This is a genomic window from Paraeggerthella sp. (genome assembly GCF_048427265.1).
GTDB lineage: Bacteria > Actinomycetota > Coriobacteriia > Coriobacteriales > Eggerthellaceae > Paraeggerthella > Paraeggerthella hominis.
The window spans coordinates 14351-25962 of the sequence record NZ_DBFOSR010000096.1 but is presented as its reverse complement, the minus strand read 5'-3'; the positions used below and the strand labels follow the sequence as shown (position 1 = coordinate 25962).

The 11612-nt window shown below is 58.7% G+C and carries 10 protein-coding genes; 2 read left to right on the top strand and 8 right to left on the bottom strand.

The window, feature by feature from the left end:
• The 4 genes from ACMNI9_RS08660 to ACMNI9_RS08645 all read right to left on the bottom strand — a co-directional run bounded on the left by ACMNI9_RS08660 (position 1) and on the right by ACMNI9_RS08645 (position 4019).
• The gene (locus ACMNI9_RS08660) at positions 1-636 is read right to left on the bottom strand and encodes a hypothetical protein (protein WP_114567838.1); all 636 of its coding nucleotides are present in this window, start codon (positions 634-636) and stop codon (positions 1-3) included.
• A gap of 50 nt (positions 637-686) precedes the next feature.
• Positions 687-1559 carry a phosphoribosylaminoimidazolesuccinocarboxamide synthase gene (locus tag ACMNI9_RS08655; protein ID WP_216529220.1) on the bottom strand — a complete coding sequence of 291 codons (873 nt, stop codon included), beginning with the start codon at positions 1557-1559 and terminating at the stop codon, positions 687-689.
• Between the two features lie 98 nt (positions 1560-1657).
• Positions 1658-3226 carry a sensor histidine kinase gene (locus tag ACMNI9_RS08650; protein WP_231088319.1) on the bottom strand — a complete coding sequence of 523 codons (1569 nt, stop codon included), beginning with the start codon at positions 3224-3226 and terminating at the stop codon, positions 1658-1660.
• 82 nt (positions 3227-3308) lie between these two features.
• The gene (locus tag ACMNI9_RS08645; RefSeq protein WP_103264709.1) at positions 3309-4019 is read right to left on the bottom strand and encodes a response regulator transcription factor; all 711 of its coding nucleotides are present in this window, start codon (positions 4017-4019) and stop codon (positions 3309-3311) included.
• Positions 4020-4169: 150 nt separating this feature from the next.
• On the opposite strand from ACMNI9_RS08645, the gene ACMNI9_RS08640 reads away from it, so the two are divergent.
• On the top strand, positions 4170-5759 hold the full coding sequence (locus ACMNI9_RS08640; protein WP_225749794.1) for a Tat pathway signal protein: 1590 nt from the start codon (positions 4170-4172) through the stop codon (positions 5757-5759).
• Positions 5760-6204: 445 nt separating this feature from the next.
• On the opposite strand, the gene purB is transcribed toward ACMNI9_RS08640, so the two are convergent.
• On the bottom strand, positions 6205-7548 hold the full coding sequence (gene purB, locus ACMNI9_RS08635) for an adenylosuccinate lyase (RefSeq protein WP_216529218.1): 1344 nt from the start codon (positions 7546-7548) through the stop codon (positions 6205-6207).
• A 199-nt stretch (positions 7549-7747) separates the two neighbouring features.
• Between purB and ACMNI9_RS08630 the strand changes: the two genes are divergently transcribed.
• Positions 7748-8281 (top strand): MOSC domain-containing protein, encoded by a 534-nt coding sequence (locus ACMNI9_RS08630; protein WP_216529217.1) that lies wholly within the window; start codon positions 7748-7750, stop codon positions 8279-8281.
• An 11-nt stretch (positions 8282-8292) separates the two neighbouring features.
• Here the strand turns inward: ACMNI9_RS08630 and ACMNI9_RS08625 are convergent, their stop codons facing one another.
• The 3 genes from ACMNI9_RS08625 to ACMNI9_RS08615 form a co-directional block, all read right to left on the bottom strand.
• Positions 8293-8865 carry a TetR/AcrR family transcriptional regulator gene (locus tag ACMNI9_RS08625; RefSeq protein WP_114567856.1) on the bottom strand — a complete coding sequence of 191 codons (573 nt, stop codon included), beginning with the start codon at positions 8863-8865 and terminating at the stop codon, positions 8293-8295.
• 132 nt (positions 8866-8997) lie between these two features.
• Positions 8998-9702, bottom strand: coding sequence for a succinate dehydrogenase/fumarate reductase iron-sulfur subunit (locus tag ACMNI9_RS08620; protein ID WP_225749793.1), 705 nt, complete (start codon positions 9700-9702; stop codon positions 8998-9000).
• 35 nt (positions 9703-9737) lie between these two features.
• A complete protein-coding gene (locus ACMNI9_RS08615; RefSeq protein ID WP_114567844.1) occupies positions 9738-11597 on the bottom strand; it encodes an FAD-dependent oxidoreductase in 1860 nt (619 codons plus the stop codon).
• Positions 11598-11612 lie beyond the last annotated feature (15 nt).

Here is an 11612-nt window from a genome sequence, read left to right as displayed (position 1 = left end):
TTACTTTTTGGAATCTTGCGCAGGCTTCGCATCCTGCTCGGTGGCCTTCGTCTCCTCGGCCTTCTTCAGCCTGAAGCCGCTGCCGAACAGCCCGCGCTTCTTCGGAGCCTCTTCGGCAACCTCCGGCGTTTCAGCCTCCTGCTGCTTCGCGGCGCGCTGAGCAGCCTTGGCCTTCTTTTCCTGCGCGCGCATCTCCTTGGACTTCTTGCTCATCATCTCTTCTTGATAGGCACGGCGAACCTTGCGGATCTTCGAGAAGTCCACGTACAGCGCGCCGATGATGCAGGCGTACGCCAAGCCCAACGAAATGTACGTCCCCACTTCCGGCAGGAAGGAACGGCCAACCCACGAAAGGGCCGTCAAGGCGATCGCGCCGATCAAAAGCCCCCACCAGATCTTGCGCAGCCTCTTGTACTGGGGCGTAGGCGGATTGTAGTACTGGCGATCGATCTGCGACTGCTTTGCGCGAGCGGCCTTTTGCTCGGCCTTCTTCTGCTGCTTGGTCTTCTGAGTGGGCTGCACGCGCACCGAAGCCGCGGCCTTGGACTTGGGCTTCGCGGACGCAGCGCTCTTGCGCGTTTGTCCCTGATGCTCGTCAGTCTGGTACCGGTCGTTCATGGGATTGCGTTGGGTCATGAGTTTGTTGCTCCTTGTTGGTTACTTGCGATTCGGCGAAGCGGGCGCGGCTAGTACGCGAACGCGCGGCCCGTGATCTTCTCGTAGGCTTGGATGTACTTTTGGCTGGTCTTCTCGATAACGTCCTGAGGAAGACGCGGCGGGTTGCCCGTCTTATCCCAGTTCGCGGTCAGCCAATCGCGCACGAACTGCTTGTCGAAGCTAGGCTGATCCTTGCCTTCGGCGTATTCGTCGCCCGGCCAGAAGCGGGACGAGTCGGGCGTCAGCACTTCGTCCGCCAAGATGATCCTGCCGTCCAGGCGGCCAAACTCGAACTTGGTGTCGGCAATCACGATGCCCTGCTTCTCGGCATGGTCGCGCGCCGTGGTGTACACCTTCAAAGACAGATCGCGCAGCTGCGTCGCGTCGTCTTCGCCAATGATCTCGACCAAGCGATCGAAGCTGATGTTCTCGTCATGGTCGCCGATCTCGGCCTTCGTGGACGGCGTGAAGATGGGCTGGGGAAGCTTCGACGAATTCACCAGGCCCTCGGGCAAGTCGATGCCGCACACGGTGCCCTGCTTCTGGTACTCTTTGAGGCCGCTGCCGGCCAGATAGCCGCGCACGATGCACTCGGAAGGGAACATCTCGGCCTTCTTGACCAGCATAAAGCGTCCGCGCAGGTAGTCGGCGTAGGGCTTGAACTGCTCGGGAAGATCCTCGACGTCGGCGGAAATCAGGTGGTTTTCCACCACGCCGTCCAAAAGCTCGAACCAAAAGCACGACAGCTGCGTGAGCACCGCGCCTTTGTGCGGAATTTCGTCTTCCAGGATGTAGTCGAACGCAGAAATACGATCCGTCGCCACCAGCAGCAGCTTGTCGCCCAGATCGTACAGATCGCGCACTTTACCCTGCGCATCGGGCTTGATGTCAATCCCCGTCATGCCGGTCCTTTCATTGCTCTCTCAACAACGCAGCGCGAGCCGGATAGCTCGCGCGCGATAGTTCCCTCAACCTACGTTATTATCGTCTATTTCAATGGCTATTTCTGGTCTTTACGGGACTTTCCACGTGATTTTTGCGCTTTTTGGCCCTTTTGCTGCCCCTCGTCCTTATACAGCGGAATATGAATGGTGAAGCACGCTCCCCTGCCCTTGGCGCCCTCCACCTGAACCCATCCGTGATGGCGATCCACGATCTCTTTCACCACGGACAGGCCAATGCCCAAACCGCCGCTTTCGCGCGTGCGCCCGGCGTCTGCTCGCCAGAACCGAGAGAACACCATTTTGGCCTCCTCGGGCGACAGGCCGATGCCCGTGTCCTCCACTTGAATAGCCGCCATGATCTCGCCGCGCCTCACGCGTACGGAGATATGACCGCCTTCGGGCGTATAGCGCACCGCGTTCGAAATGAGGTTGGCGGTTGCCTGGCGAATCATGTCGGCATCGCCGAGCACGCACACGTTGCGCTCCATTTCGTAGGACAGCGTAAGCCCCGAGTCGGACACGAACGCTTCGTGCGTGGACACGATGCCGTTGATCAACTCGCCCACGTCCACGATTTCTTTCTTCATGGGAGTGGAACGGCTCTCCAAGCGAGACAGGCGCAGAATGGCATCGACCAGGCGAGATAGGCGCTGAACCTCAGAGTTCACCGTTTCCAGGCGCTCCTCGTCGGCAGCGAACACGCCGTCCACCATAGCCTCGACCGTCGACTGGATGGCCATGAGCGGCGTGCGCAGCTCATGGGCAACATCGGTGGTCAGGCGGCGCTCCAATTCGCGGTCGCGCTCGATGGAATCGGCCATGGCGTCGAACGTCTCACCCAACCGCGCGATCTCGTCCTCGCCGTGCAAATCGGTTCGGGCGGACAGGTCGCCTTCCTTGATAGCTTTTGCCGTACTGGTCATGCGGTTGATAGGGCCAACCAGCGTGCGTGCGAACAAAAAACCGATGCACGAAGCCAGCACGATGGCCAGCACCGCGGCAAACACCATCGCCTGGTAGGAATTGTTGCGGAACTCCTCATCAGCCTGGGTTACCAAAGCCTCCGATCCGTACACCCATACGCGCACGGACCCGATGGCAACACCATCAACGACGATATTCGCGTGCTCCATGCCGTTGGAATTCATGCCCGGCGCAAGCGACGGCCCCCCATCAAGCGAAGGCCCGTCCTTCGGAGCGGGGGCACCAGAATCCCCCATCTTGATCCGGGCGGAGTTGTAGACTTCCGCTTGCCCGATGTTGTCAACCACCACAATGCCCACGCCGCTGCTCAAGCTTTGAGCGTATTCGGCAATAGCCTGCACATCCCGGCTGTAAAGCGTGCCGACCTCGCGGTACGATTCCTCGATTTTGTGAGCGGTGTTTTCGGCTAGAGACTTCATGTTGTCCTGGGAATACGTCTGGAAATGCTGCTCCCAAACAAAGGAAAGCACGCCAATGGCGACAAGCGCCGTCATTACGGCGATAAACGCAAAGGCGGCGGTGACGCGCGTCGTGTAGGTCAGGTTCTCCCACGAAAGGATCTTCTGCCCGCGCTTCCTGCCGGCCCCGGTATGGGGCACGACAACAGGTCCAGTTGTGCCGGAATCAGCTTCGACCGTCACACGCTCTGCCGATCTATCGGAAGAAACGGACGTTCCGGTCGAAGCTCGTTCGTTGATTGCGTCGCTCACGATGCGCTGCAGGCTACTGGGAGACCTTCGTGGGGTCTTCAAAGCGATAGCCCACGCCATGCACCGTGTGCAGCCACTTCGGGCTACGCGGGTTGTCGCCGATCTTCGCGCGAAGGTTCTTCACGTGCGAATCGATGGTGCGCTCGTAGCCCTCGAAGTCGTAACCGAGGACCTTCTCGACCAATTCCATGCGCGAATACACGCGACCCGGATAACGGGACAGCGTTGTGAGCAACTTGAACTCGCTCGCGGTCAGGTCGATTTCCTCATTGTTGACAAGCACTTTGTGGCCCGAAACGTCAATGGTAAGCTCGCCGAACTCCAAAACCTCGCGCTGAGGCTCCGAATCGGCATGCACGCGACGCAGAAGCGCGCGAGCGCGGGCAACCAGTTCGCGCGGGCTGAACGGCTTTACCAGATAGTCGTCAGCGCCCAGCTCCAGACCGATGATGCGGTCTTCAACTTCGCCCTTGGCCGTCAGCATGATAATGGGCACATCGGAATTGTCGCGGATGGCGCGGCAGACGCGCTCGCCCGGAACGCGAGGCAGCATCAGGTCAAGAATAACCAGATCGAAATGGTGCTTTGAAAATTCTTCGAGGGCTTCCTGGCCGTCGCCGACTGCCGTTACCCAGTAATTCTCGCGCTCGAGATACGCGGTCACCGCATCGCGGATGGCCTTTTCATCTTCAACCAGCAAGATGCGTCGTGTTTCGTTGCTCATGGATCACTCCTCAAGCTCGGTGGCTACCACCGCCGTGGCCCGCTTCCTCTAAAGCGACCAGGTGAAAACGCGGTGGTCGTGTTTGCGTTTATTGTAGCAATTACGCAAGAGGGCACTTGAACCTGTACAGGAAATGACACAATAAACACCATGGTAACCCGCAGATCAACACACGCTAATCACGCCAAACCCAGCACGGCTTCGAAACGACGCGCGAACAGGCGCGCCGCCTCGGAGAGCGCACCGCTTTACGCGGGCGGCAAGGCCAATGCGCGCGGCGGGCATGTAGGCAACGTCGCAGGATTCGGCACCGGAAGCGGAGGCAGCAGCCGCGGAGCAGCCCCGAGCGTCGGCAACGTTGCCGGGTACGGAACCGGCAGCACCAACGTCAGATCCGGCGGGGCTCATCGACGCACGACCTCTCCCGGCACAAGCCACGCAACTCCCCGCGCAACCACCGGCGGCAATACGAGCGGCCCGCGCATCCCCACGCCAAGCGGCGGAGAAATCCTGCTGACAAGACGGCACTTCCTGTTCGGCGCACTGGGAATCGGCGCGTTGGCCGCGGTCGGCGGCGGAGCTGCCGTGGTCGCGCAGCAGATGGAGAAAGACCCCGACGCCGACCTGACCGTGCTCAAAGTCCCCGCTAGCGCCGTCACCTCATCGGACTCGCTCGCGAACGTGGACGATTACCGCACGCGCATGAGCCTGACCGGCAGTTTCGAGCTGCCCTACGGAACGCTCGTGTGGGCGAACGACGAGCACGTAGCCGCTTGCCTGCTTCCCGCCGAAAGCGCCAAGCCGCTCACGCACGTTGCCCTGCTGGCCTTGGGATCAGGCGTCTCCACCACGGTTCTGGAGGGAGCCGTGGGCCTTGACGAGGGCTTCGAGATCTACGATGTACGCGCAACGTCTTCGGGACTGGTTTGGACCGAGGCGGACATCCTCGACGGCATCTGGCGCATTTACACAGCGCGCTCTGCCGGCACCAGCATAGGCGAGCCCGTGCTGGTTGAAGAAGGCAACGCCGACTACGAGACGCCGTCCATCGCCGCAGTTGGAAATCGTGCGTTCTGGCAAGTGCTTCCCAAGCCGAAAGGCGCAAAGAAGGCGGAAAGCTCCTTGCTCAAGCGTGCGACCATGGGAGCATCCGACACCGAGGTGGTATACACCTCGCGCGGACGCATGGCAACGCCACCCTATGCGTCGAACGACTCTGTGATAATCACGCCCCGCACCGACACCTCGTCCATTCACTATCAATTGACCTGCATCGATGCAAATTCCGGCAACGTGAAAGACTCGTTAGCCCTTCCCGTTTCGATGAAGCCGCTAGAGGCAGGGTACGGCAAAACCGGATTCACGTTCTCGTTCGATGCCGGGTACGACTACGGCGACGGCATCTCCAAAGTAGGAACGTACACCCCAACCGCCGCCGCAACGAACGCCGACTACAGCAACGCGCCGTGGTTCTGGTTCGGCCGCGCGCCGTCCGCCCCGCCAGCATGGTGCGGCAAGTACTTCATGGTGAAGTCCACGACCGCCGTATGCGGAGTTGATTTTGCGACCAACGAGTACTTCGCGTTCGACGTGGAGAGCGGAGCCGACGACTACGGCGAGTATCTTGCCTCCACCGGATCGCACGACACCGTAGTCACGTTCGCCAACATCGACCACGTTCCGCTTGGCGGCGAACCCGTGAAGTGCTGCCGCGTGCGCGTGTGGACGCCGACGGCGTAAGCCGGGAACAAGCTGCAAGCGATTCCCAGATCGGTTCCGAAGCCGAAGGTCGGCGCACCGTCGAATGCGATTCAGGGTTTGCCGCTTGCGGCGGGCGGCTTGCAGCTCGCAACTTGAGGCTCGCGGCCCGCATTTTGGCACGAATCGACGGGCTTGCGCTCCCCTCGGTGCGTCGCCTTCAGACGTCGGGAAAACGCCAGAGCTCTGACCTGCGCTGTTTGTTCATGCGCGCAAAAAGGGTCCGTTTTATACGCTAGCTCGAGAACGCAGACCGGGAATGCCGCGCCAGTTTCATCTGGATCCGACGCCAGAAACGCGCGGAAGCGATCGCGAAGGCTCCGCAACTTGCAGGCATTCAAACTCCGGCCGGCAGCCCATGAACCACGAAGGCCCTCCGTACGTGAAGGGCCTTCGTTACCATGCGATCTTGCGTCCCGGCGATCAGCTAGAACTCCAGCTCCTGAAGACGATCGAACACGATGTCTTTACGGGTAAGGAAGTCCCACGGATCGAAGATCTCGTCGAGCGTTTCCTTCGACAACTTGGCTTCGGGATCGGCCTCGAGGTTCTCGCGGTACGTGGGGCCGTCCACCGCATTCTGGATGTCTTCCCACACCTTCATGGCGTTGCGCTGCACGATCACGTACGCATCCTCGCGGCTGATCCCCGTGTCCACCAGCGCAAGCAGCACTTTCGAGCTGAAGATGAGACCCTTGGTGCGCCACAGGTTGTGCTCCATCTTGGCGGGGTAGGTCTGCAAGCCATCCAGCATCCACTGCATCTTGCCGAACATGTAGTCAAGCGCCGTGAAGCTGTCGGCCAGCACCACGCGCTCGGCACCGGAGTGGCTGATGTCGCGCTCATACCACAGGGCCACGTCGTCGAAAGCCACCTGCGCGTTGGACTTCACCACGCGCGCCAGGCCGCAGACGCGTTCGGCCGTGATGGGATTGCGCTTGTGAGGCATGGCGGAAGAGCCCTTCTGGCCCTTCGTGAACGGCTCTTCGGCCTCGATCACGTCGGACTGCTGCAGCAAGCGCACCTGCATGGCAATGCTTTCGAGCGTAGACGCCGTCACGGCAAGGCCAGCCATGACCTGCGCATGACGATCGCGTGCGAGCACCTGCGTGGACAGCGGATCGGGCGTGAGGCCCAGCTTTTCGCACACGTACTGCTCCACGTACGGATCGATGCTGGAATACGTTCCTACCGCACCGCTGATCGCGCCCGTTGCCGCCACGTTGCGCGCCTCTTCCATGCGCGTTTGCGCGCGCTTGAGCGCCCAAGCCCAGCTACCGAACTTCATGCCAAACGTCATAGGCTCGGCGTGAATGCCGTGCGTGCGACCGACACACAGCGTGTTCTGGAACTCGAACGCACGACGCTTGCACGTTTCTCCCAGTTGCTTGATGTCCTCAAGAATGATGTCGATAGCCTGCGTGACCTGGTACGATAAAGCGGTATCTCCCAAGTCGGACGAAGTCATGCCGTAGTGCACCCAACGGCTGGGAGGTTCCTGGCCCTCCGGCACGTCAGCGTCAATGTACTCGGCCATGTTCGTGGTGAAGGCGATAACGTCGTGGTTCGTCACTTTCTCGATCTCGTCGATGCGCTCCACGGTGAAATCGGCATGCGCGCGAATCCACGCAGCCTCCTCCTTCGTGATGCCCGCTTGGCCCAGCTCTGCTTGGGCTTCGCACGCCAGCACCTCGATCTCCTTCCAGATTTCGAACTTGTTCTGCAACTCCCAGATGGCCCCCATTGCGGGGCGCGTGTAGCGGTTGATCACGCCGGTCCCTTTCACCCAATCGTACCTGATGGCAATAGGATACCGCAAACATGCGGCCAAGCGACGGTTTCCACGGAAAGCGCCGAGGCCGCAGACGAACGCGGCGGCGCGGTGGGCCGGACGGAAGAAGCATCCTTGACTTCTTCCGTCAAATCAGTACTCTATTTCCTAGTAAGTTTCTAGTTTTTAGGGGGACGTCATGGAGCAAGCAGAACGAAATCGAAACATGCGAGGCCGCGTACGCTCGGTCAACGTCTCCAAACGAAAAGGCACGCGCAAAACGCCTTGCACCTCCCCTATTGCCGTCATCGAGCATCAGGGCGTGGCGGGCGACGCGCACGCCGGCGATTGGCACCGACAGGTTTCGCTTCTAGCCTGGGAGTCCATCGAGAAGGCTCGTGCCATGGACCTTGACGTGGCAGAAGGCGATTTCGCCGAAAACGTTACCACCGAAGGTATCGATCTGCTTTCTTTGCCCTTGGGCACACATGTGCGCATCGGCGATGACGTGCTTCTGGAGCTTTCCCAAATCGGGAAAGTCTGTCACACGAAATGCGCCATCTATCACCTAGCCGGCGACTGCATTTTCCCGCGCGAAGGAATTTTCTTCGTTGCGCTTTCCGACGGCCAAATCAAGGAAGGCGACGCCGTTGAAGTGGTTTCTCTAGGCGACGGAACGTGCGGCTACACGCCGCCCGAAGCCCTTGAAGAGCTGCGTGCGGCACAAGGATAGTCGACCGGGGATCAATCCATCAGCAACGCATCGTAGAGCATTCTTGGAGCCGCAAGGGCCAACTTTTCAGCAGCCTCCTGAGGTGAGGGCATGGTTCCCATGCGGTACCATTCAGTGAGTATCTCTGTTTCAGTTTTCACCCATCTATCGAGGCAAAACATAAGTTCATCGCTAATCTCCATATGACGGTAATCTTGCAGGGTTTCGAGCAACGCGCACTTTCTGTAATGAGGCATGATGCTGCGCTCGCTCGGGCAGTTAAGCGTGTATTGCGTCGCTACTTTAAAAAAATCGCTTTCAAGCGACAGCAGGGTCAAGTGATGGAAATACCCCGTTTCCCAGTCTATCGTACGACCGACCTCTATAAGATAGAACTTGTGAACATGCGTCGGCCACCACCAATGCAAGCTGTACTTACTGTCGAAATGCCGATAGAACATCTGTCGGGATATACCTGCGCGTTCGCAAAGATCCGTCACTTTAACCTGATCGAGAGATCTATCGACTGCGTGCATGATGCGCAATTTCATCTGCACATCCTCGTCATCAAAAAGCCCTTTCGGCTCCCAAGAATCCGCCTTCATAGCCCCCTCCGTCCGCATCCCCATACGGCCCCTCCAGTATACACTCACGATGAGCGCCAGCATACAACCCAGCTCCGTCGCGAAACGGAGCTGGGAAATCAACAGGCTATTTCAAACCTACATCGAAGCTCGTTAAGAGCGAGGCGGATTCAACCCGGCTGATTCGGCGGCTTCGCGAAGATCCTTCCAAACCGACAGGTGATCGATCTCAAGCGCCTTGCACACGGTATCGCACATGCCGCATTCTATACATTCCCACAAGCCGTTTTGCACAGCCTCCACCACACGGTCCCCTTGATCGTACGGATCGTAAAATCGATTTGCGATAGCAATCATGCCCGTCGGTCCAATATAGGATTTAAGTCCTTTCTGTTCCACAACAGGGCAAGCTGCCGTGCACACGCCGCAACGAGCGCAATACTCAAGCGGTTCGAGCTTCTTGGGCAAAGATGCGTCGACCGGAGCCTTCACCTCTTCGACCGTAAGATCGAAAGCACGCTGGCGCGCAAGAATTCGACTCACCCTGTCGGTAATCTTCGTCTTGTCCACGATCAAATCGCGCACTACCGGGAAATGCTTAAGAGGGGTAACCTCGTTTTTATCTGAATCTTCCACCAGCGTCACGCAAGCGAGGCAAGGAACCCCGTTGAGCGTCATAGCACACCGCCCGCACACGCGTCCACGACAGCTGTAGTCGAAAGCAATGGGCTCTATCGTATCGTTAACTTGAACCAACGCCTCGAGCAAAGTCATATGCTCGGTATGCGTGATTTCGTATTCCTCAAAATGAGGAGCGGGATCCACCGAAGGATTGTACTTTTGAATCTTGATTTTCATAACTTACCTCCTCGTAAGCGCGCAAACAGCAGCAGCTAGTCCAATTCGACAACGGGAACGGTTTCGAGCTGCATTTTGCCGTCCACGTTTTTAGCGACGATGTTGCACGTCCACTTTGCCGGGTCTTCTTGCGGGAATTCAGGTCGATAGCTATGTCCACGGCTTTCTTCGCGCATAAGAGCTGCTTTCGAACTAGCTTCGGCAATGTCGAGCAGGTTGTAAGCTTCGATAGCGGCCTTCCAGTCGGTGTTGTAGTTCAGAGAGGCGTCTCCGAGCTGCATTTTGGGCAGTTCTTCCGCACGGATGCGCTCGAGCTCCGCCACGGCCTCTTTCATTGCCGCGGTTTCCCGCGTAGGCTGACATGCTTGATAGCAGGCGCGTTGAATCATGCGCGTAATTTCCTGGGGGCGCTTGCCACCGGATCGGCGCGTACGCATTTCGTGCAACCGCCCGACTTCCTTTTCAACCGAAGCGAAGGTAAACGACTGCGGCTTGTTCTTGCCCGGTCCTTCGGCGTATTCAATCGCCTTCATCATCGCATAGGATCCGTCTCGGTATGCGACATTGACCGAAGTGCCCCCTTGAGCACCCGAGACGCCGCCGCCGCGGGCGCAGAACAACCCCGGCATGCCCTCGACCATCAGGCTCTCGTCCACACGCGGATTTCCACCGTGCTCGTACGTTTCAAGCGCGCATTCGAGCTTGGAAGAGGATACGTCTATGCCGAACACCTCTTTCCACAAGGTAACGTTGCGACGGTAGACTTCCCCCATAGCCGCGAAAGCCTCAGGGCTCGAGAAATCCACGTACACGCCGCCGTTGGGCGACCCTCCGCCATCGTGGATAGCCTTGGCAATCGTTCGCGTGAACGTGATGCGGTCGAGCGTCGAGTAGTCCATCCCTCTGAAGAAGTAGTTGTCGTTCGCATCGCAAATGTACTCGCAGCATAGGTTGTCGGCGCCGATACCGCCTACGAACGTAGCTGCAAGACCGGTCGGATACATGCTGATGAGATCGAACTGGAAGAACTCCGAATCCTGCAAGGCCGCGCCTCGTCGATAAGCTGCGGCATCGACATCGCCCGTATTGTCCGGTGAGTTGATGGAAGTGGCCGCTACTGTATTCCACCCATACACCCACGAGCTTGCGCCTGTGCAGGAAATCGTCGACTTGGCTCGAAACGCGCGCACCGTCCCGGTAGGAATATGCAATCCGATAGCGCCTATGCACGCGCCGTCTTCAATAATGACATCAGTAATCATAGTTTGATCGAAGATACGAGCACCTGATCGCTCTACCGAGTCGGTAAAGTAACGAGGAAAGCCATTGAAGGTTCCGAAAAGCGGGTACCCGGGCATGTCGAGGCCGGGGACGAACGCGCCCGTCTCGTCTCGCATAAACAGATTGTTCCCTTCCTGCGCATAACGCAAGAGAAGATTGCGATCCTCGACGGAAAATGCCTCGTGAGTCGCCTTGGCGATCTTCTTGTTCGTAAGCTCGTTCAGGACGAAGTCTTCGGACTTGTCCCATGGCGTATCGGTCTGGATGAAGTTCACCCAATTGCACCAATTGTATCCGCATGCTCCCCCGAAATGGAAAGGTGCTTTCTCCACCACCACGACGTCTTGTCCCTGCTTGTAAGCCTGAAGCGCCGCATGAGAGCCGGCAAGGCCGCCGCCGATGATAAGGATGTCCGTATCATAGAGCTCATACAGCACTTGCTCGCCGTCGACGGGTCCTTGCGCGCCCTGCTTGCCACCTTCCCCCGAAGAAGAGCACCCGCTCATAACCCCTGAAAGCACCATCGTGCCAAAGGCTACAGCACTGCCTCCGAGAAACGTGCGCCTCGATATACCCGCTTCGCCAAACGACCCGTTACCGCAACCGTCTTTCATACGATCCCCTCCTTG

Excerpts from the sequence above, each read along its gene's own strand:
- ACMNI9_RS08625 (WP_114567856.1), bottom strand. The coding sequence starts at position 8,865 with ATGAAGGCGGATTCTTGGGAGCCGAAAGGGCTTTTTGATGACGAGGAT.
- ACMNI9_RS08615 (WP_114567844.1), bottom strand. The coding sequence starts at position 11,597 with ATGAAAGACGGTTGCGGTAACGGGTCGTTTGGCGAAGCGGGTATATCG.
- ACMNI9_RS08655 (WP_216529220.1), bottom strand. The coding sequence starts at position 1,559 with ATGACGGGGATTGACATCAAGCCCGATGCGCAGGGTAAAGTGCGCGAT.
- ACMNI9_RS08620 (WP_225749793.1), bottom strand. The coding sequence starts at position 9,702 with ATGAAAATCAAGATTCAAAAGTACAATCCTTCGGTGGATCCCGCTCCT.
- ACMNI9_RS08630 (WP_216529217.1), top strand. The coding sequence starts at position 7,748 with ATGGAGCAAGCAGAACGAAATCGAAACATGCGAGGCCGCGTACGCTCG.
- ACMNI9_RS08640 (WP_225749794.1), top strand. The coding sequence starts at position 4,170 with ATGGTAACCCGCAGATCAACACACGCTAATCACGCCAAACCCAGCACG.
- ACMNI9_RS08660 (WP_114567838.1), bottom strand. The coding sequence starts at position 636 with ATGACCCAACGCAATCCCATGAACGACCGGTACCAGACTGACGAGCAT.
- ACMNI9_RS08645 (WP_103264709.1), bottom strand. The coding sequence starts at position 4,019 with ATGAGCAACGAAACACGACGCATCTTGCTGGTTGAAGATGAAAAGGCC.